The organism is Nucisporomicrobium flavum (assembly GCF_016464385.1).
Classification (GTDB): Bacteria; Actinomycetota; Actinomycetes; order Mycobacteriales; family Micromonosporaceae; genus Actinoplanes; species Actinoplanes flavus_A.
Genome location: NZ_JADMLH010000003.1, coordinates 100,372 through 120,578, shown reverse-complemented (window position 1 = coordinate 120,578; position 20,207 = coordinate 100,372). Strand labels below are relative to the sequence as shown.

Annotated in this window: 15 protein-coding genes; 5 read left to right on the top strand and 10 right to left on the bottom strand. The window is 69.8% G+C overall.

The features are described 5' to 3' along the window. Positions 1-96: 96 nt before the first annotated feature. Together IT780_RS08615 and IT780_RS08610 are read right to left on the bottom strand one after the other, a co-directional pair. Positions 97-1,653, bottom strand: a complete 1,557-nt coding sequence (locus tag IT780_RS08615) for a multicopper oxidase family protein (RefSeq protein WP_199510928.1) — start codon at positions 1,651-1,653, stop codon at positions 97-99. After that, entirely contained in the window at positions 1,646-2,095 is a 450-nt protein-coding gene (locus tag IT780_RS08610; protein ID WP_199510927.1) for a hypothetical protein, read from the bottom strand. The genes IT780_RS08615 and IT780_RS08610 overlap by 8 nt, the downstream gene beginning before the upstream one ends. Here IT780_RS08610 and IT780_RS08605 point away from each other — a divergent pair. After that, positions 2,094-2,609: an SRPBCC family protein gene (locus IT780_RS08605; RefSeq protein WP_233412499.1), complete on the top strand. Its 516-nt coding sequence runs from the start codon at positions 2,094-2,096 to the stop codon at positions 2,607-2,609. The two genes, IT780_RS08610 and IT780_RS08605, sit on opposite strands and share 2 nt — an antisense overlap. A 63-nt stretch (positions 2,610-2,672) precedes the next feature. Here IT780_RS08605 and rfbB read toward each other — a convergent pair whose 3' ends face one another. The 5 genes from rfbB to IT780_RS08580 form a co-directional block, all read right to left on the bottom strand. Further along, entirely contained in the window at positions 2,673-3,656 is a 984-nt protein-coding gene (gene rfbB, locus IT780_RS08600) for a dTDP-glucose 4,6-dehydratase (protein ID WP_199510925.1), read from the bottom strand. A 172-nt stretch (positions 3,657-3,828) separates the two neighbouring features. Beyond that, the gene (locus IT780_RS08595) at positions 3,829-4,104 is read right to left on the bottom strand and encodes an acyl carrier protein (protein ID WP_199510924.1); all 276 of its coding nucleotides are present in this window, start codon (positions 4,102-4,104) and stop codon (positions 3,829-3,831) included. A 36-nt stretch (positions 4,105-4,140) separates the two neighbouring features. Then, positions 4,141-5,172: a ketoacyl-ACP synthase III family protein gene (locus tag IT780_RS08590; protein ID WP_199510923.1), complete on the bottom strand. Its 1,032-nt coding sequence runs from the start codon at positions 5,170-5,172 to the stop codon at positions 4,141-4,143. Beyond that, complete coding sequence (locus tag IT780_RS08585) at positions 5,162-10,378, bottom strand: type I polyketide synthase (protein ID WP_199510922.1); 5,217 nt, start codon at positions 10,376-10,378, stop codon at positions 5,162-5,164. Before IT780_RS08585 ends, IT780_RS08590 begins: the two co-directional genes overlap by 11 nt. Then, positions 10,375-11,373 carry a ketoacyl-ACP synthase III family protein gene (locus IT780_RS08580; RefSeq protein WP_199510921.1) on the bottom strand — a complete coding sequence of 333 codons (999 nt, stop codon included), beginning with the start codon at positions 11,371-11,373 and terminating at the stop codon, positions 10,375-10,377. Before IT780_RS08580 ends, IT780_RS08585 begins: the two co-directional genes overlap by 4 nt. A gap of 181 nt (positions 11,374-11,554) precedes the next feature. Here IT780_RS08580 and IT780_RS08575 point away from each other — a divergent pair, with 181 nt between their 5' ends. Next, positions 11,555-12,472 carry an AfsR/SARP family transcriptional regulator gene (locus tag IT780_RS08575; protein ID WP_307831145.1) on the top strand — a complete coding sequence of 306 codons (918 nt, stop codon included), beginning with the start codon at positions 11,555-11,557 and terminating at the stop codon, positions 12,470-12,472. Positions 12,473-12,485: 13 nt separating this feature from the next. On the opposite strand, the gene IT780_RS08570 is transcribed toward IT780_RS08575, so the two are convergent. Then, a complete protein-coding gene (locus IT780_RS08570) occupies positions 12,486-14,081 on the bottom strand; it encodes an FAD-dependent monooxygenase (protein WP_199510919.1) in 1,596 nt (531 codons plus the stop codon). 137 nt (positions 14,082-14,218) lie between these two features. On the opposite strand from IT780_RS08570, the gene IT780_RS08565 reads away from it, so the two are divergent. From IT780_RS08565 to IT780_RS08555, 3 genes are read left to right on the top strand one after another with little or no spacing between them, the layout of a single operon-like run. Then, positions 14,219-15,280, top strand: a complete 1,062-nt coding sequence (locus IT780_RS08565) for a class I SAM-dependent methyltransferase (RefSeq protein ID WP_199510918.1) — start codon at positions 14,219-14,221, stop codon at positions 15,278-15,280. Beyond that, positions 15,277-16,422, top strand: a complete 1,146-nt coding sequence (locus tag IT780_RS08560) for an acyl-CoA dehydrogenase family protein (RefSeq protein ID WP_199510917.1) — start codon at positions 15,277-15,279, stop codon at positions 16,420-16,422. The genes IT780_RS08565 and IT780_RS08560 overlap by 4 nt, the downstream gene beginning before the upstream one ends. 22 nt (positions 16,423-16,444) lie before the next feature. After that, positions 16,445-17,488 (top strand): methyltransferase, encoded by a 1,044-nt coding sequence (locus IT780_RS08555; protein WP_199510916.1) that lies wholly within the window; start codon positions 16,445-16,447, stop codon positions 17,486-17,488. 76 nt (positions 17,489-17,564) lie between these two features. Here IT780_RS08555 and IT780_RS08550 read toward each other — a convergent pair whose 3' ends face one another. Then, positions 17,565-18,782 carry a ketosynthase chain-length factor gene (locus IT780_RS08550; RefSeq protein ID WP_199510915.1) on the bottom strand — a complete coding sequence of 406 codons (1,218 nt, stop codon included), beginning with the start codon at positions 18,780-18,782 and terminating at the stop codon, positions 17,565-17,567. A 9-nt stretch (positions 18,783-18,791) separates the two neighbouring features. Then, on the bottom strand, positions 18,792-20,045 hold the full coding sequence (locus IT780_RS08545) for a beta-ketoacyl-[acyl-carrier-protein] synthase family protein (protein WP_307831092.1): 1,254 nt from the start codon (positions 20,043-20,045) through the stop codon (positions 18,792-18,794). Between the last annotated feature and the right edge of the window lie 162 nt (positions 20,046-20,207).

Genomic DNA, 20,207 nt, shown 5'->3' with positions numbered 1-20,207 from the left:
TCCGGCCTGCGGCGCAGGCTCGGCGACTACGTTGCCCTGCGGCGTTCGAACCGCCCTCGACAACGACTTGACTGCCGAGCGACCCGGCACCGAGCCTCAGGCCAGGGTCTCGAAGTTGCCCATCATCATCATGTCCTCATGTTCGAGGTTGTGGCAGTGGAAGACGTACTTGCCGGCGTATCCCTCGAACCGGATGAGGATTTCGACGTGCTCGAACGGCCGGATGTCCACAGTGTCCTTCCATCCGTGATCCCAGGCGCTGGGGCCACCGGTGCCGCGGGACAGCACCTGGAACGGCGCGAGGTGCACATGGATCGGGTGGTGGAAGTCGGAGGCCAGGCGCCACCGCTCCGTCTGGCCGAGCCGGGGTCGCGCGTGGATGTGGTCGGGCGAGAACGGCTCGCCGTTGATGGTCCAGCCGGTCATGCCCTCGATCTCCTCGGACCGGAACACCAGATCCCGGGTGACCGTGGCATCCGCCCTCTGCAGGATCGGAACCTGCGACAAGGTGTCCGGCACCCGGCTGTCGTCGCGCGCCGAGCCGCCCACCCGGAACCGCATGACGTCGACCGTCCGCCCGGCACCGAAGTCGTTGACCAGCGTCACGTCCGTACCGGGGTCGTACTGTCCGAAGTCCACGATCACGTCGTACCGCTCGGCCGAGGCGAGCTCGATCGCCTCGTGCCGGATCGGCCGCTCGAGCAGTCCGAGGTCGGATCCGATCTGCGTCAGGCCGGACCCGTCCTTCGGCGCGGGATCCAGCTTGAGCCGCAACCGTCGCGCGTTGCAGCCATTGAGCAGCCGGAGGCGGTAGCGGGCGCCGTCCACTTCTGCCCGCGGCCAGGCGACGCCGTTCACCAGCATCACGTCGCCCAGCACCCCGCCCCGATACGGATCGTTGACCCCCGGCGCTCCGGTCAGCGACGAGTCGATGCTCGGATAGCGCAGGGAGCCGTCGGCGGCGAAGGACCGATCCGCGATCAGTAACGGGATCTCCCGGTCGCCCCGCGGCAGCGGGAGCCGATCCTCCTCGTCGTCACGGATCAGATGGAAACCGGCGAGACCACGCCACACGGCCGGCGCGGTGAAGTCCATGCGATGGTCGTGATACCAGAGCGTCGCCGCGCGCTGCTCCATCGGATAGTGGTAATCCCGCTCGCCCACGGTGACGTTATGGCTGCCGACGTGATGCCCGTTGGTCGCCGCCCCGCCGACCGGCAGCAGAAGGTCGGTCGGATAGCCGTCGTGCTCCGGCGGGGTGCGGCCGCCGTGCAGATGCACCACGACCGGGACCGGCAGGGTGTTGCGGTGGTTGACCACCGCGCGGCGCCCCCGCCGCGAGACCAGCGTCGGCCCCGGGAAGATCCCGTTGTAGCCCCAGATCGCGGTGCGGACTCCCGGCAGCAACTCGGCGACGGATTCCTTCTGGGTGATCTCGAAGTAGTCGGTGGCACCGTCCGATCGCACCGGGTCCAGCTCCGGCGGCCGCGGGAGCGCGCGCTGGAACGGATCCGGCAGCCGCAGCTGGCTGCGCAGCAACGCGCCGGTGGACGACGATCCCCGGGCGCCGGCCAGAAGCGGAACACCGAGGGCCGCACCCACGGCCGAGATTCCCAGCGAGGCGAGCAGGCTGCGCCGTGTCAGCTCAGGCAACTCCGCTCACCTCGCGCTCGGCGCTCGGTGTGGCCTGACCAGCGCCGGGGAGGAGCCAGGCCCGGCGGGCAAGCAGGAACGACAGAACGATGATGAGCACTCCGAGTGGCACGTGAAAGGTCATGAGACGCGAGAATCCGAGATAGTTCTGCAGGGCCGAGAGGCCCAGCAGAGCGGGGACCGCCGCGACCGGCCAGAGCGGACCACGACCCGGCCAGCGCTGCAGCACCGCCGCCAGAATGGTCACGACGAGAACCATGTCGGTGAAAGCCGCAGTGTTCTGGTGCACCAGAAGCGAGCCGAAGGTTCCGGCCATGATTTGTCCGGCGAAGACAGCCTGCAGCGCGTAGAGCACGGCCACCAGGCTGCTCAGCAGACGAAACGGCAGATGAAACCAGCGGGCCGGTCGCACGGCGCGCGCAGTCTGCGGATCGGGTGACATGGGCCCTCTTCCTCTATGGATACCTCGACGCTGTACTCTACGTCGTAGAATAGGACAATTTCGGCTTGGAGGTCCACCCGTGCGACTCGAGTCCTCGATCCTCACCCCGGTAACCCTCGACCAGACCTGGAGCTTTCTCGCCTCGCCGGTCCAGACCTCACCTCTGTGGGACCGGAGCGTGGCGGAGGTCATCCCGGACTCCGACGGGCCCGTGGGCGTGGGCTGGACAGCCACGACCGTCGCGCCGTCCGGCAATCGTCAGCGGTTCGAAGTCACCCGATTCGACCCTGGCCGGGAGCTCGCGTTCAACCTTCTCGAATCGTCGATGTTCAGGTCGGCCGAACTCACCTTTGTGGTCGCGGCCGCACCCGATGGCACCTGGATCCATCACGTCATCGACCTGCGACTGCGCAACTTCATCCTGTGGCCGATCCTGCGCCTGATCCAGCGTCGGGCGCTCGCGCGTGACCTGCGGGATCTCCGATCCGCCCTGGCCCGGACCTACCTGGGCTGAACACCCCGCGGCGCCCCGAGTCGCGGGCGGCACGGGTCGGTGGAATCGCCGTGGACAGGAAGCTCAGCTCGGCGAGGCGGCCTGGTCCGACTCCCACCAGCCCTGGTGGGTCCGGTACCACTCGACCGTCGCCGCGAGCCCGCGCTCGAAGTCCACCAGGGGGCGATAGCCGAGTTCTTCCGTGATCTTGCTGTGGTCGAGCGAGTACCGACGATCGTGCCCCGGCCGGTCCTCGACATAGACGACCTGGTCCCACGAGGCGTCACAGGCCTTGACGATGCGGGCGGTGAGCTCCAGATTGGTCAGCTCGAGTCCGCCGCCGATGTGATAGACCTCGCCCGGACGCCCGCCCAGCAACGCCAGCGCAACCCCCCGGCAGTGATCACTGACGTGCAGCCAGTCGCGCACGTTCTGGCCGGTGCCGTAGACCGGAACGGTCTGCCTGGCGAGCAGGCGCAGCACGAACAGGGGAATGACCTTCTCCGGAAACTGGTAGGGGCCGTAGTTGTTGGAGCACCGGGTCACCACGACGGGCAGTCCGTGCGTCCGGTGATAGGCGAGGGCGAGCAGGTCGGAGCCGGCTTTCGCGGCCGAATAGGGCGAGCTCGGGTCCAGGACCTGGTCCTCACGCCAGGACCCACGGTCGATCGAGCCGTACACCTCGTCCGTCGACACGTGCACGAAGCGACGGATGCCGTGCCGGACGGCCGCGGCCAGCAGCGTCTGGGTGCCCAGGACATTCGTGCGGACGAACGCGTCTCCGTCTGCGACCGAACGGTCCACATGAGTCTCGGCTGCGAAATGCACGACGGCGTCATGATCCGCCATCAGACGATCGATCAGGTCGGCGTCGCAGATGTCGCCTCGCACGAACGACAGCCGCGCGTCGCCGAGCATCGACGCGATGTTCTTGACCCGGCCGCAGTAGGTCAGCTTGTCGAGGACCGTGAATTGCGCGTCACGCAACCCGCTGAGCTCGCCTCCCAGCGCAGACCGAACGAAGTTCGAACCGATGAAACCGGCTCCCCCGGTCACGACGATTCTCATAGCGGCTGACGCCTAGCGGTCACCGTTCTCACCTTCCCGATACGGCCGACGGACTCGGCACGAAGCGAACCCCATCCCCCTTCCCCGACGAGCGGCTCCGCTCATCCGCGGAGCCGCTCGCTCGCAGCCGGGACGGGGGGCGGCCGGCTGCGTTCGGGGATGCTCGTCGGCCTCAGGCGACGCTGCTTCCCATGCGCTCCTCAAGCACCAGGTCGGTGATGTCGTTGAGCGTGCGGAAGTTGGCCCCGGTCAGCTTCCGCATCGGGATCTCCACGCCCAGATCCTCGCGGATCCAGCCGATCAGCCTCGCCATCTTCAGCGAGTTCAGGGCTCCCCACTGGCGCAGGGAGGTCTCCGGCGTGAGCTCGGCCGCCTGCTCCGGCTCGAGCAGGCCGTTCTTGAAGAACTCGGTGATCTTCCCGAGTAGTTCTGTACGAGCGTCAGGCATTTCTTCTCCTCGCATTGGGTGCGGGTGGACTGAGGGTCAGCAGTCCCACTTCGGATGAGCCACGATGTCGAGAACGACACAACTCCAGTTGAATCCGCCGCCGACGCCGATGATCAGGACCCGCTCGCCAGGCCGTAGCTGACCGGATTCACTCAGATAGGCCAGAGCGGCGAATTGGTCGGCGGCGCCCATGTGCCCGGTCTGGGTCGACCACTGCCACGTGGTACGCGACACGGGAATCCCGAGCGGCTCCAGGCACTCCCGGCGCAGGAGCTCGCGCCCGAAGCCCGGGACGATGACGTGCTCGATGTCGCCGAGGTCGACATCGGCCTCCTTGGTCGCCGTGAACGCGGCCGTCCGCAGCCCGTCGGCCATCCGCCGGCTGGTCTCGGCCAGGTCGGCGGAGAGCGCGAAGTCGAGATTGCGAGCCCGGAAGTCGACCGGGACCTCCTCCTCGACCGGCGAGGAACTGAACGGCAGCCGGCCCCGATGCAGACCCTCCAGAGAGGAGTCGGTCACCGTAACGCTGGAGACCACCCGCGCGAAGCCCTCGGACCGGGAGAGCACGGCGGCGCTCGCTCCGTCCGCGAACACCAGACCCCAGTTGGTCCGCCACCGGTCCCACATCGGCTCGGCGAACTGGTCGGCGGAGGTGATCATCGCGGCGGTCCGGCCGGGCACGGCCAGATAGGCGGCCGCCAACTCGATCGACGCGACGGCGCCGTTGGACAACTGTCGGACCTCGAACGAGAGTCCCGCGCCGCTCAGGACCTCCTGCTGCAGATAGCAGGCGGCGTTCCAGCCGGTGAGTCCACTGTGCGCGGTGACCACGTGAAGCAGCAGTTCCACCTCGTCCGGTCGGAGCCCGGACCGTTGCAGGGCGGAACGGCCCGCCGCCGCAGCCATGACCGGCGTGGGGTGGTCCGGCCCGGCGACGGCCACCATGTCCTGGCCGCTGTCCATCTGCTCCTCGACGTCATAGCGGCCCGACTCGATCGCGTCGTCGACCGAGACCCGCGCGGGCAGGAACGCGCCGACGCCGGCCACATAGAGATCGTCATGCCGCATCCGGCACCTCCGGGTCGTCGGAGGTCTTGGCGACCACGGCGGGACCGGTGTCGAGTGCCCCGGCCAGGTACTCACCGATCCCCTCGACGGTCGGCCGGTTCCAGATGAGCGCGGCCGGCAGGGAAACCTGGTAGCGCTTCTCCAACCGGCGCCGGATGGCCAGGGTCAGCACCGAGTCGAGGCCCAACTCGTTCAGCGGCTGTCGGACGTCGATGTCCTCGGCGGCCTGCCCCATCTCCGCACCGACCTCGAGGGCGATCTCGGACCGCAACCGTTCGCGCAGCGCCTCGCCGGTCAGCCCGGCGAACTCATCGGCGGCGGCCATGCCCTCGCCTCGATCGGCCTCGGCCGAGATCCCGGCCAGGATCGGCAGCCGGGCGATGCCCTCGGCCGTGACGACGGGCAGGACGCTCAGTTGCGCCTCGTCGAATCGACTCGCGTACTCCCAGGCCAGCAGGGCGTCGCCGGGATCGAGGGCACCTACCCCGTGCTCGCGCAGGCCCGCGTCGACGACCTCGTCGACCGCCATGCCGAGCCCCTTCCAGGACGTCCAGCAAAGGCTCATCACGTCCGTCCCGCCGGCAGCACGACGCCGATGCGCCAGGCCGTCGAGGAACGCGTTCGCGGTGGCGTAGCCGGCCTGTCCGGGCAACCGGAGGAACTGCCCGAAGGACGAGAAGAGCACGAAGTGGTCGAGCGTGCCGACCGGAAACAGCTCGTCGAGCACCTGGGCGCCCGCGACCTTGGGTCGCAGCACCCGGCGCAGGCCGTCCCGATCGAGCGTGCGCACCAGACTGTTGTCGAGGACCCCCGCGAGGTGGAAGACGCCCCGGATCGCCGGCATGCCAAGCGCATCGGCGTCGAGCGCGGACCGCATCGCGGCCGCATTCGTGCAGTCGACGGCCAGGGTACGCACCGTCACACCCATCGATTCGAGTCGCCGGATCGCGGCCACCCGCTCGCCGATCGACGCGTCGGCGAGGTCATCCCAGGTGCTTCGTGGCGGCACCGCGGTGCGGCTGGTCAGGATGATCCGCCGGGCTCCGCGGGTCGCCAGCCACTCGGCCACGTGCAACCCGAGCGTGCCGAGCCCACCGGTGATCAGATAGGACGCGTCCGGTCGGCACCACAAGGGGGGACGAACGGGTGGGACGTCGACCCGGGCCAGGCGCGCCTCGGTGAGGGTCCCGTCCCGGAGCGCGACGACGTCCGCCTCGGGCGCCGAGCCCAGCAGGCCGACGAGGTGGCGCACTCCGGCCGAGAGGTCGGCCGGTTCCAGGTCCACGGCGGCACCCCACATCTCCGGGTGCTCGCCGGCGATGATCCGGCACAGTCCCCACAGCGCGGCCTGGGCGGGAGCGGCGGCGCCCGTACGAACGCCGGCCGTGATGCTCCAGAGCCGCGGCGGCCGCAGCTGGCCCTGCCCGGCGATCAGCTGAGCCGTCCGGGCCAATCTCCAGGCGTCGTTCTCCACCTGTTCGTCAACGGCCGGGCCCGGCTGCCCCGCCGGCACGACGACGACATCGGCATCGGTCAGCCCGGCGAAGGCGTCCGGGTCGGCGTCGGGCCCGGCAATCATGCGGTACGGCCTGCGCGCCTCCCGGCAGTGCTGCTCGATCAACCGGACGATCGCGGGGTCACCCCCCACCACCACCACGGCACCCGGCACGGCGGGCGCGGCCCGCTCGGCGAGTGGGTGCCACTCGATGCGGTGGACGAGGCGGTCAGGACGGACAGCGACGGTGTCGCCGTCGAGCTCGGCGAACGTAACGCCGGTCAGCGCTCCGGCCGGCTGCCCGCCGGCTCCGCTGACCAGCACGTCGACTGCGTTCGGCCCGATCGCGCGGATCGACACCCGCGACACTGACTCCGGCTCCCCCGGCAGCTCGATCCGGTCCACGCCGACGAGCAGGCGCAGCACCGGATCGCCGCCGAACACGAGCGGGGCGATCGAGCCCACGGCATCGACGATTCTGGCCCAGGCAAGGTCGGGGCCGGTGCCCGGCTCGATCTCGATCCGGACGTCCGCCACCAGCTCACCGTCGCCGGTGTGCAGATTCGTCACGTCCCACGGCAGCCCGGCACCCTCGATCCCGACGGCGCTCAGATAGGCGCCGACCCGGTCGACCGGCTGCTCCTCCGGGCAGCGATCGGCGACCGACGCGAGCCGCGGGTCGATCTGCGCCGTGCTCTCCTCCGGACCGGCGGCGGCCGTGCTGCTGGTCAGCCACCGCTGTTCGGCCGCCTCGCCGGCCGCGGGCTTGACGAACATCCGCACCCGCCCGTCCCGGACGGTGACCTGGACCGACTGCGGTTCGGTGAGCCGGACCGCGACCAGGAAGCGGACATCCGTGAGCGCTCGCCTGCCCACCGCGGCGAAGAACGTATTGAGCAGGACCGCGGCGGGAACGATCTCCGCCCCGCGGACGATGTGGTTGCCGGGGTAGGGCCGGCTGTCCAGATCGAGCAGGGTACGCCAGGTCAGCCCGTTCTCGGAGTCCGCGAGCTCGAGCCGCGCACCGAGCAGATTGCCGGAGTGGATATCGTGCACCGCGGCGTCGCCGGCGACCCGGGCCGGCTCGCGCCAGTAGGTCCGGTGCTGCCACGGTACCGGCGGCAGGTCGAGCAGCGGCCCGGCGGCGAGCCGGTCGCCGTCGATGCGTACGCCGTGGCAGTGCAACGCCCCCAGGGCGGTGGCCAGGGTGAGCAACTCCGGTTGCCCGCGGCGCAGCGACCCGCCGGCGAAGGTCTCCTCGATGTCCAGCGCCGACAGCGTCTCGGCGATGGAGTGAGTGACCACCGGGTGTGGCGACACCTCCAGGAACGTCCGGTGACCGTCCTCGGCGGCCGCGGTCACGGCGTCGGCGAACAGCACCGGTGAACGCAGGTTGACCGGCCAGTAAGAGTCGTCGCGCGCGGCCGTCGACCGGGCGTCGTCGAGGGCGGTGCTGTAGACCGGGATCCGCGGCGCCGTAGGGCGCAGCGTCGCCAGCGCCGTCCGCAGATCGTCGAGCAGCGGCTCCATCTGCGGGGAATGGAACGCGACATCGGTGTCGACCGCGCGGCTGACGATATCCAGGTCGGCGCAGCGGCGCCGGAAGGCCGCGACGGCCTCGGGCTTGCCGGCCACCACCGTGGACGACAGCGACGACTGCACCGCCGGCACCACGTCCGTTTCGTCGGCGAGCATCTCCGTGGCCTCGCGCCAGGACAGCTGGACCATCGCCATGGCGCCGCCCCCGGCCACCCGCCGGAGAAGGTTCGAGCGCCGGCAACTGAGCATGGCGGCTTCCTCGAGCGTGAGGATGCCACCGACGACGGCCGCCGCGATCTCGCCCACCGAGTGTCCGATCACCGCACAGGGCCGGAGCCCGAGCTCGCGCCACACGGCGGCCAGTCCCACCTGGATCACGAAGATCATCGCTTGGATGCGGTCCACGGTGTCGAGCCGGTCCCCCATGATCACTTCGCGGGGCGAGAATCCCATCTCAGCGCGGTAGACATGGTCGACGGCGTCCACCACCTCGGCGAAGGCCGGCTCGTGGAGCAGCAGCTCACGGCCCATCCCGGCCCACTGCGAGCCGTGCCCCGAGAACACCCAGACAGCGTCGGCCGGAGCCCGGCGCGGGGCATGGCCGATGGTGACGCGAGGGGTGGGTTGGCTCGCCGCGAGCTTGCGGAGCTCATAGCGAAGAGCCATCGCGTCCTCGGCGATGACGACGGCGCGATGCGGCAGGTGAGTACGCCGCGACCACAGCGTGCTCGCCAAGCCGGCCAGGAACGTCTCGTTCGCGTCCCGGGGAACGGCGTCGGCGAGGCGCTCGGCCCCGGCTCGCAGGGCGGCCGGGGAGGCCGCGGACAGTGGATAGGCCGGGCGAACACGCCGGGCGGCCTGACCGTTCGCAGCCGCGGCGGGTGCCTCCTCGAGGACCACGTGCCCGACGGTGCCCCCGTAGCCGAAGCAGGAGACGCCGGCCCGGCGCGGTTGTCCGCTCTCCGGCCAGGCCAGACGCTGCGTGACCACGCGGAGGCCGACCCGGTCCCACTCGATGTCCGGGTTCAGGGCGTCGAACCCGGCCTGCAGCGGAATCTCCCCGTGCCGCAGGGCCAGCACGACCTTGAGCACACCGGCCAGGCCGGCACCGGCCTCGAGGTGACCGATGTTGCTCTTGACCGAGCCGATCAGGCACGGATTCCCTGGTTCCCGGCCGGATCCATAAACGGCACCCAGCGCGGCCGCCTCGATCGGATCACCGGCCCGGGTGCCGGTGCCGTGCGCCTCCACATAGCCCACCGACGCCGGGTCCACCCCGGCCTGGCGCAACGCCGCCCGGACGACCGCTTCCTGCGCGGCACCGTTGGGCGCCATGATGCCGTTGGTGCGCCCGTCCTGGTTGACGGCGCTTCCCCGGATGACCGCGAGTACCCGGTCGCCGTCCTCGACGGCCCGGCTCAGCAGCTTGAGGACGAGCACCCCACCGCCTTCGCCCCGGCCGTAGCCGTCGGCGGCAGCCTCGAACGGCTTGCTGCGGCCGTCCGGGGAGATGGCGCCCGCGGCGTCGAGCACCATGAACAGTGCCGGCCCGACCATGACGTTGATCGCGCCGAGCAGGGCGACCGAGCATTCCCCACTGCGCAGGCTGGCACAGCTCGCATGCAGGGCGACCAGCGAGGATGCGCAGGCGGCGTCGACCGAGAAGCTGGGACCGTGCAGGTCCAGCTGGTAGGAGACGCGGTTGGCGACGACGCAGGGGGCCGCCGCGACACCGGTCCAGGCCTCGATTCGCGGCAAGTCCGACAGCAGCTGGCGGCCGTAGTCGTCGGAGCCGACGCCCATGAACACCCCGGTGTCGGAGCCCGCCAGCGAGTCCGGCGGAATGCCCGCGTCCTCGAGGGCCTCCCAGGTGCACGTAAGGATCAGCCGCTGTTGCGGGTCCATGAGCTCCGCTTCGCGCGGCGTGATGCCGAAGAAGTCGGCGTCGAACGCACCCGGCTCGGTGAGAAAGGCACCGCGGCGCGTGGTGTTGCGCAGCGCGGCCGCGTTCTCCGGCCGGGCGCGCACATAGGCGTCCCAGCGATCCGCCGGCATCTCCCCCACCGTGTCCTGCCCGGATCGGAGCAGCTCCCACAACTCCTCCGGGGTGTGCACCCCGCCGGGCAGCCGGCAGGCCATCCCGACGATCGCGATCGGCTCGGCCACGGTCATGGGCGCGCCCAGGCCGGAACGGCGTGCACCTTGACGATCGCCGCCGCCATGCTCAAACCGGGACCCAGCCCGATCATCAGCAGATGGTCGCCCGCGGTGAGCTCACCCTGCCGGAGCAAATGGTCGAAGGCGAGCAGTTGGTCGCTGGCCGAATGGCCTACCGTACGGTTGAAATCCCAGGTCGAGATGTCGGTCGGCAGGCCCAGTGCCCGGAGTCGTTCGATCAGTTTCGGCCGAGGTTCGCTGGCCATCGCGGCGCGGGTGATGTCCGACAATGTGATGTCGGCCTCGTCCACTGCGCGTGTTACCACTTCCTGCAACGTCTTGAAAAGATGGAGTGCCATGTCCTCGGAAAAGCCGCGATGTGCGGCGAACTCCCGGATGCGGGCATTGAAGTCGAGCCGGTGCCCGAGAAGGATATTCGCAGGATGCAGCGGCTCGTCACCGCGGTGCAGACCTTCCAGTTCGGGAACGGTCGTCGAGGTGACCGACAGCAACTGCGCGAAACCTTCGGTCCGGCTGAGCACCAGCGCCGTGGCGGCGTCGCCCATGGCGAAACCGTCCAGCGCATTCCACCGATCGACGAGCGGTGAGTCGATATTGTCGGACGCGACAATGACGGCCGCCCGCTCCGGCGGCAATGACCGAAGGTAACCGGCGGTCATCTCCAGTGCGCCGAAAACGCCGTTGCAGCCCTGTCGGAAGTTGGCCGCGAGCACGTTGCCGCCCACCGCATGCCGCTGCAAATAGGACTGCGGGCACCAGCCGGTCGGCCCGGTGTGGTACGAGTCCACGTAAAGAAGCAGGCTGAGCAGGTCGGTGTCCTGACCCCACCGGCCCAGGGCCTCGCGGGTCGCGTGCAGCGCCATCTCGACCGCGGGTACGTCGCCGGCCACCGCCGCGCCCGTCATACCATCCGGGGCCGTGCGGGGCGCCTCAACCAGTTCCGGCAGGTAGACACCCGCGGCGTTGATGAAAATGTCGGACGTTCTCACGCATCAGCCTCCTGATCGTGGGGCGTAACGGAAGCATCCTGCGGCCCGCTGCTCGAGACCGGGTCGAGGGCTCGACGAGGCCGCGTGCCGCCTCCGCTGTTTCGACAAACGCCTCGATAACGAAGGATGTAGGGGGGTCTACATCGAACGATGCAACCGCGTGTCATCCGCTACCCCCACGATGTGCCATAGATGTCAGACCCTTGAGGTGAGTCCGGGATTCGCATACTGTCATCGGGGCGGAACCAATCGATCTTCGCCAATCACCTTGAATCACAAACACGGGGAGCATCTCTTGAGGTTCAACGTCCTTGGGCGATTCGAATTCATGAGCAATGGTCGCATCTGCACGCCCAGTGCACCGAAAGTGCGTCGAGTGCTCGCCGTACTGACGGTTCGGGCCGGCCAGACGGTGAGCATTGATTCGCTCATCGAGGAACTATGGGAAGGAATGACACCGAAAAGCGCCGTCACGACGACTCAGACCTACATCTATCAGATCCGTAAAATGTTCGAGCGCGAGGTCGGCGAACGAATGACGGATCAATTGCTCGTGACGCGCTCCCCCGGCTACTCGCTCGAGGTGGACGAGAGCCAGATCGACGCGACCATGTTCACGACCCTGGTCGCCCGGGGTCGGCAGCTGTTCGAGCAGGAGAACTACTCGGAAGCCAGCAAGTCCCTGCACGAGGCGTTGAACCTGTGGACCGGGCCGGCCCTGTCCAACGTTGCCAGCGGACCGGTCCTGCGCAGCCACGCCACCCACCTCGACGAGCAACGTATCACCGCCCTGGAGCTCCGCATCGCCGCCGATCTCCAGCTGGGCAAGCATCGTGAGCTCATCGCCGAACTCAAGTCCCTGGTCGCGATGCACCCGTTCGACGAGTGGCTGCACGCCCAGCTCATCACCTCGCTCGAGCGGTCCGGCCGTCGCGGCGAAGCGCTGCGCGCCTACCAGGAACTCAGGAAGCTGCTCAACGACGAACTGGGGCTCGATCCCTCAGCGGAGCTGCAGCAGGCCCACATGGCGGTGCTGTCGTCCGACACCGCACCCATGCATCCGCTCGGCCGGCTCAGCGCATCCGTACGCAGCAACTAGCACCCACGGATCGTCACGTCTCGCTCCTGGCCAGCACGGACCCGCCGAGGATGACGTCGAGTGCGGCGACGAGGGCCGAAGAGGGGTCGTCCGCCGAATCGTCCACGACTCGCCAGCCGACAAAGCCGTCGGGCCGCACCAGAACGGCGCCGCTCTGCGTCACCCCGTGTGTCTCGGCCCACGAGTCCTCGGGATCGTCCACCTCCCGCCCGACCTGAACGACCTCCACGGGTAACCGGACGACCGATCGGGCCGCCGCCACCCATCGCGTCGCCCGCGGACCCGCCACGAGGACGAACCCGCCTCGATAAAGGTCCAAGCTGGAGATGGGCTGACCGCCACGCCGCAGCGGGTAATGCGGCGCCCTGCTGCCCGGAGAACCGTCGAAGGTCCGAGCCGGCTCGGCGCCGGCGCTCGCGCCCAGCACGGCGGCCGAGTCGTAGCGATAGCCGAGACTGACCGCGAGCGGATCCAGACGGACCGCGTCCTGGGCTAGCCCCGAGACGCGGCTCGTCTGCAAACGGGTGGAGAACTCGGCGGTCAGTCGCGCCACCGGCCGTCGCTCCTGTTCATACGTGTCGAGCAGGGCCTCCGTGGCCTGCCCGCGCACAACGGCCGCGAGTTTCCATGCCACGTTGTGCGCGTCCTGGATCCCGGCGTTGCCGCCCAGCCCGCCCGCCGGCGGGGTGACGTGCGCGGCGTCCCCGACCAGCAGCACCCTGCCGGACCGGAAACGATCCGCCACCCAGGAGGTGAGTTCCCAGGTCGGCAACCGGCCGTCGTCGCCGAGCTGCGACTCGATCAGCCGGACCGGCACCTCTTGCCCGATCGCCTGCCGGATGAGGCCCGGGCAGTCGCCCGGAGTGATGACCTCCCCCTCGGCACACGGGACCATCAGCACCCAGCGCAGGGGATCGTCGATCCGCGTCAGGATCGTATTCGGCACCGGATGATCCAGGTAGCACAGCGCCAGCCGGCGGCCGTCCAGGGGACCGCTGAGGTCCGCCACGAAGGGAATGTTCACGTACCGGATCGCCTGCATTCCGGTCGTGATGCCGATGCCCAGCGCGGCCCGGATCGAGGACCGGTGCCCGTCGGCCGCCACCAGATAGTCGGCGCTCACCGTCGAGGTCTCCCCCGTCACGCCGTCGCGCACCCGAGCGGTCACCCGATGGCCCTCATCGTCGAACGAGACCAGCTGCGTACGGAACCGCACTACGGCACCGCGCCGCTCGGCCTCGCGGCGGAGCACCGGCTCGACCTCGTTCTGGTCGACCACGATCGGGCTTGACGGGCTCACGGCCGCATAGGACCGGGGCGCTTGGCGCGTCGTACGGGATCGTTCCGCCCCGGTGAGCCTCTCAGCGTGCAGCACCTCCGGCAGATCGCGCAGGAAGGACGGCGGCGCCGCCCGGAGTGCCGGCTCGATACCGGCCGCCCGGAACACCTCGGCCGCTCTGAGGTTCAGGCTCCTGCCGCGGGGCAGCGTCGAGGTCGACCGGTGCTGCTCGACGACCATTACCGGCACCCCGAGGTCGGCGAGGAAGAGGGCGGCCGACAGGCCGACCAGACCGCCGCCGACGACCAGAACCGACGTATCGCTGTCCATGGCCGGGACGCTGCCAGCCGGCACTCGCGGCGTGCTCGTGCCACGTCGGAGCCGCCGCCATCCGGACCAGGGTGTTTCTAGCGGTCCTCGAAGCGCGACCGCGACGATGACGGCCCGGCTGACGACAGAAGGTGACCATGACTGACACAGCTCCGGCCCGAATCACGATCGGCCAGTTGCACGACGTAGCCCGCGGATACGTCAAGACGGCGCTGCTGCGGACCGCCCTGGAACTCCGGTTGTTCGACCTCCTGGCTGATCAGGTGAACGATCCCAAGACCATCGCCGGAAAGGTGGGAGCGGATCCCCGGGGCATCCGGATCCTGCTGGACGGCCTGGCCGGGATCGGCCTGGTCAGCTCCGGTGGTGGTGACGGGTACGCCCTCCTGCCCGGCAGTGAGGACCTGCTCGTCAGCACCGGCGCGCACTACTTCGGCAACGCGATGAAGCTCAGCGCGAGCGATTGGGAGTGGGACGCGCAGAAGAACCTGATCGACGCGGTCCGCCACGGCGGCACGGTGACCGAGACCCACGCCCTGACCCCCCAATTCGACTTCTGGGAGGACTTCGCCGAGCACACGTCGTGGTTCAACAACGGCGCCGCCGACCTGATGGCGGAGCAGCTCGTGCCCTGGGCCGCGTACCGCGACACCGTCGAGGTCCTCGATGTGGCATGCAGCCACGGCTCGTACGGTTTCAGCTTCGCCCGCCGCGAGCCGCGCGCGCGGATCACGGGGCTGGACTGGCCGAACGTGCTGGAGGTGACCGCCCGCAATGCGGAACGTCTCGGGCTCAGCGACCGGGTCGAGTTCATCGCGGGCGACATGTTCACGACGCCGCTGGGCGGGCCCTACGACATCGTGATGCTCACCAACGTGCTGCACCACTTCTCCGAGGAACGGGCGACCGAGCTGCTCAAGCGGATCCGCACGGCGGTGAAGCCGGGCGGGCGGATCGCTGTCGTCGGACACACCTTCGACGAGCACGACACCCCGGAGACGAATCCACTCCCGTACATGTTCTCGCTCATCATGCTGGTCCAGACGCCGGACGGTGAGACGCACTCGGTCGCCACCTACCAGCGGATGCTCGAGGCGGCCGGCTTCACCGACTTTCAGACGCACAGCGGCGAAAAGGCGATGCACCGCCTCTTCCTGGCCGAGCGGCCTGCGGAGGAGCCCGGACAGGCGGCCGGATGACAGCCGTCAACGGGCGCCCGATCGTCTCCCTGCCCCGTACGCCCGTGTCACAGGCCCGCGACATCGTCGCCGCGCACGCCGCCGCCGCGGATCGGGATCGCGTGCTTTCGGAACCCGCGGTGCGGGCGATCACGCGGGCCGGCTTCCCCCGGCATTTCGTGCCGAGCCGCTACGGCGGGCGCGACGGCACCTTTGCCGTCTTCCTGCGCGACGTCAGTACCCTCGCAGAGGGCTGCGCCGCGGCCGGCTGGTGCGCCTCGCTCTACGCGGCGCACGCCCGGATGGCGACCTTCCTACCCGTCGAGGGGCAGGAAGAGCTGTGGGGCGAGGAACCCGATGTCCGGATCGCGGCCGGGGTGATCCCCGGCGGCGAGGTGTCCGACAGCGACGGTGGATGGACGCTGTCCGGGTCGTGGGGCTTCCTCAGCGGTGTGGACTTCGCCGACTGGATCCTGGTCTCCGGCTGGGAACCGGGCACGGAACCGCGCCGGCTGCGGTTCTTCCTCGTTCCGAAGAAGGACTGCAGGATCGAGGACACCTGGTTCACCGTAGGAATGCGCGGTACCGGCAGCCGGACCGCCGTCCTGGACGGGCTGTTCGTGCCTCGGCACCGCTCCTTCGCCCAGGAGACGATGCTCGCCGGCCGCCAGCCGGGCCGTGCCGGGCCGGCTGCTCCCGTGCCGTTCCGGATGATCAATGGGCTGACGATGACGGGACCGGTGCTCGGCGTCGTCCGCGGTGCGCTGCGCCACTGGTCGTCGTGGATCTCCACCAAGACGGAGATGTCCATGGGCCGCGTGGTGCACGCGCGGGAGAAGCCCGCCGTGCAGGCGGCGCTCGCCCGGTCCACCGCCGCCGCCGACACCGCTGAGCTGCTGCTCAGCCGGATCTGCGCGCTGGCCGACGCGGGGCAGCCGATCGACGACGGTGTGGTGGCTCGCAGTCACCGCGATTTCGCGGTGGTCGCCGACTCGCTGACCGATGCGGTCGAGCGTGTCCTGCGATCGAGCGGCGCTCGCGCTCAGACCGAGGAAAACGTGATCGCCCGCGCCTGGCGGGACGTCCACACGGCCACCAGCCACGCCGCGCTGCAGTTCGACACGAACGCCGCCGTGTACGCCCAGTACGTACTCGGCTCCTGACCTAGACCGGAAGGACCTGTTGATGGCACCGGAATCCATCCATGATCGGCAGGCCGCGTCGTTGCGGGTGCACGAGCTGGCACACAGCCTCGGGGTGACCGCCGCGCTCGTTGCGGCGGCCCGCCTGCGCATCGCCGACGCGATCGACGATGACGACACCGTCGACGTCGACGAGCTCGCCAAGCGGGTCGACGCCGATCCCGGCGCCCTGGGCCAGCTGATGCGCATGCTGGCCGCCCGCGGAGTGTTCGTCGCGGCCGGCCCGCGATCCTACGGACACAACGCCGAATCCCGGGCGTTGCGGGCCGACGCGCCGGGCAGCCGGTTGCTGTTCGTGCTTCTGGCCGGGGCACCGTTCGCGTGGCAGGTGTGGTCGCGTCTGGACGAAGCGGTCCGCTCCGGTGACAGCGTCTTCCCGGCCGTGTTCGGAAAGGACTTGTTCACCTATCTGGCCGAGGACGATCCCGACGCGAGCGCCCTGTTCGACGCCGCGTTGACCAGTTCGGCGGCGGCGTCGGCCACGTTGCTGGCGGACCTGCTGCCGGTCACCGGCACCACGACGGTCGCCGACATCGGTGGCGGACAGGGCAAGGTGGTACGCGGGTTGCTGGAACGCCACCCGCAGGTGCAGGCCGTGCTGTTCGACACACCGAGGGCCCTGACCGACGTCGACCCGGCCCTGCGCGGCGACGGGGCGCTGGCCGGACGGTGCTCGATCGTCTCCGGTGACGCGCGGCAGGAGGTACCGGTCCAGGCCGACGTCTACCTCATCAAGGGCGTTCTGCACATGTGGAACGACGCCACAGCCGTACGGGCGTTGCGGGCCATCCGCCGCAGCGCACCGGCAGGAGCGCGCATCATCGTGATCGAACAGCTCCTGGACGCGGGCGCGGCACCGGGTATCACCACCGTCATCGACCTGCTGATGCTGGTCACCCAGGGCGGGAAGGAGCGAACGGCGGACGAATTCATGGCCCTGTTCGAGCAGGCGGGACTGCAGTTCCGCGGGATAACGCCGGCAGGACCGATGAACCACTTGATCGAAGCCGTGGTGCCGGCCACCTGAGTCGTCCGCATCACCGGACAGACGAGCGCCCCGCAGGGTTCCTGCGGGGCGCTCGGTCATGCTGGGCGCCGCTTCGTCATCCGGGCGGCTGGGCCGTCAACACCATGGCTGAGTTGAAACCGCCGTAGCCGCGCGCCACGACCAGCGCCGCGCGGACGGGCATCCGGCGGGTCTCGCGCACCAGGTCGATCTCGCACCCCTCGGCGAGGGCGCCGACGTTGACTGTCGGCGGGGCCAAACCGTCCCTGATGGCCAGCAGCGCCATGGCCGCGTCGAGGGCCGCTCCCCCACCGTTGAGCCGGCCGAACATCGTCTTCGGAGCCGTGACCGGCACGGCGCACGGCCCGAAGACGGCCGCCAGCGCCGCGGCCTCGGCCCGATCCAGCTCGGGCACGCCGGCGGCGTCGGCGAACACCAGATCGATGTCACCCGGCGCCAGATCGGCGTCCGCCAGCGCCCCGCGGATCGCCTCCTCCACCCGATAGGGCCGCGGCGATCCCGGACGCGGATCGAACGTCGCCCGATAGCCGGCGATCAGCCCGTAGACCCTCGGCGCGCCCCGCTCCCACGCCTTGGCCGCGTCCTCGACGATCAGGATCGCCCCACCCTCACCCGGGACGTATCCTCGGGCCTCGGCGTCGAACGGGACGTAGGCGCGCCGCGGATCGTCATGATCGCTGAGCCGGCCGTTCGGGACCTGCGCGGCGATGCCCCACGGGCAGAGCGTGGACTCCATACCGCCGGTCACCACCAGCTGTACCCCGTGCCGGGCGTGCCGGCGGGCGTGGCCGATCGCATCCAGGCCACCGGCCTGCTCGGCGACCAGCACCCCGGTCGGTCCCCGAAGGCCGTGCCGGATCGAGATCTGGCCCGTGTTCACCGCGTAGAACCAGGCGAACGACTGATAGGCACTGACGTGCTCCGGGCCGCGCGCCCACAGGTTCTCCAGCTCGCGCTGACCGAACTCGAACCCGCCGGCCGCGTTCGCGGTCACCACGCCCATCGTCAGCGGATCGGCCCGGGACGTGTCCACGGCTGCGTCGGTGAGCGCCCAGTCCGCGGCGGCCAAGGCCATCTGCGTCATCCGGTCGGTCTGCGGAATCAACCGGCCGGGCAGATGGCGGGACGGCTCGAAGTCGTTCACCTCGCCCGCCGTCCGCAGCGGGTAGGCCGAAGCATCGAAGCGCTGGATCTCGGTGATCCCACTGCGCGCGTCGAGCGTGTTCGCCCAGAACTCCCCGATCCCGACACCGTTGGGCGCAACCACGCCGATACCGGTCACCGCAGTCTGCATCTGGGCTCCTTAAACTCGCGCCAGCAACATGGCACTCTGAAAGCCGCCGAAGCCGCTGCCCACCGTCAGCGCCACGTCGAGGCGCTTCGTCCGAGCGGTCAGCGGCACGTAGTCGAGGTCGAGCTCGGGGTCGGGTTCGGTCAAGTTCGCCGTCGGCGGGACGACCCCGTGCTCCAAAGCCAGCGCGGTCGCCGCGACCTCGATCGAGCCGATGCCGCCGAGCGAATGGCCGACGACCGCCTTGATGGAGCTCACCGGGGTGGCGTAGGCGTGCGCACCGAGAGCCTCCTTGAACGCCGCGGTCTCGTGCCGGTCGTTCTGCCGGGTGGCGGTTCCATGCGCGTTCACGTACCCGATGGCTTCCGGCACGAGGCGAGCCTGATCGAGCGCGGCGGTGATCGCCGCGGCCATCTCCCGGCCGTCCGGCCGCAGCCCGGTCATGTGGTAGGCGTTGCTCCGCGAGGCAAAACCGACGATCTCCGCATAGATGTGCGCCCGCCGGTTCACCGCGTGCTGCAACTCCTCCAGCACCAGTACCGCCCCGCCCTCACCCAGCACGAAACCGTTCCGGGTCCGGTCGAAGGGTCGCAGGGCATGCTCAGGGTCGTCGTTACGGTTCGACGTCGCCTTGATCGCATCGAAGCACGCCACCGTGATCGGTGAGATCGGGGCATCGGCCGCACCCGCGAACATGACGTCCACGGTTCCCTCACGGATCAGCTCGACGGCATGCCCCACCGAGTCCAGACCGGATGTGCAGCCGGCCGACACGACACCGACCGGGCCCTCGGCACCGACGTCCCACGCCACCTCCCGAGCCATGGCGCTGGGCACCAGGTAGTCGTAGAGGTGGGGCACCGCATAGGCCGGATCCACCACCCACCGGCGGCCCCCGTCGCTGAGAATCCGGTACTCCTCGTCGAGGTTGATGGTGGCTCCGACCGCGGTGCCCATGCTGACCCCGGTCCGGTCAGGGCTCAGGTCGCGCAGTTCGATGCCACTGTCCGCCCGCGCCTCGCGCACCGAGACGACGGCGAACTGCACGGAGCGATCCATCCGCCGGGCTTCCTGGGCGCTCAGACCTTCGCGCCTCGGGTCGAAGTCGACCTCGGCCGCGATGCGCGACCGGAACGGCGACGGATCGAAACTTGTCACCGTCCGTGTCGCGGTGCGTCCCTCCGTGATCCGCTCCCAGAACGCTTTCGTCCCGGGCTCCCCCGGGGCCACCACGCCGATGCCGGTGATGACGACACGTCTATTCATCGACATTCTCGCTCCTCACGGCGCTACGGCACGGTACGGCCGCGGCACTGTCGTCGACGATGCGGCCCGGCGCTCGACTTTGGCTCGAGCAGCGGTGGGAGGCCTGCACGGGGCGACGTGGACGCGGCGTCGATCCCGGCTCGAGTAGGCCTCACGACGATG

Coding starts and splice junctions, on each gene's coding strand:
- IT780_RS08595 (WP_199510924.1), bottom strand. CDS start 4,104: ATGCCTGACGCTCGTACAGAACTACTCGGGAAGATCACCGAGTTCTTC.
- IT780_RS08570 (WP_199510919.1), bottom strand. CDS start 14,081: ATGGACAGCGATACGTCGGTTCTGGTCGTCGGCGGCGGTCTGGTCGGC.
- IT780_RS08565 (WP_199510918.1), top strand. CDS start 14,219: ATGACTGACACAGCTCCGGCCCGAATCACGATCGGCCAGTTGCACGAC.
- IT780_RS08605 (WP_233412499.1), top strand. CDS start 2,094: ATGGGCCCTCTTCCTCTATGGATACCTCGACGCTGTACTCTACGTCGT.
- IT780_RS08545 (WP_307831092.1), bottom strand. CDS start 20,045: ATGAATAGACGTGTCGTCATCACCGGCATCGGCGTGGTGGCCCCGGGG.
- rfbB (WP_199510925.1), bottom strand. CDS start 3,656: ATGAGAATCGTCGTGACCGGGGGAGCCGGTTTCATCGGTTCGAACTTC.
- IT780_RS08585 (WP_199510922.1), bottom strand. CDS start 10,378: ATGACCGTGGCCGAGCCGATCGCGATCGTCGGGATGGCCTGCCGGCTG.
- IT780_RS08590 (WP_199510923.1), bottom strand. CDS start 5,172: ATGCGGCATGACGATCTCTATGTGGCCGGCGTCGGCGCGTTCCTGCCC.
- IT780_RS08555 (WP_199510916.1), top strand. CDS start 16,445: ATGGCACCGGAATCCATCCATGATCGGCAGGCCGCGTCGTTGCGGGTG.
- IT780_RS08610 (WP_199510927.1), bottom strand. CDS start 2,095: ATGTCACCCGATCCGCAGACTGCGCGCGCCGTGCGACCGGCCCGCTGG.
- IT780_RS08560 (WP_199510917.1), top strand. CDS start 15,277: ATGACAGCCGTCAACGGGCGCCCGATCGTCTCCCTGCCCCGTACGCCC.
- IT780_RS08575 (WP_307831145.1), top strand. CDS start 11,555: ATGTGCCATAGATGTCAGACCCTTGAGGTGAGTCCGGGATTCGCATAC.
- IT780_RS08550 (WP_199510915.1), bottom strand. CDS start 18,782: ATGCAGACTGCGGTGACCGGTATCGGCGTGGTTGCGCCCAACGGTGTC.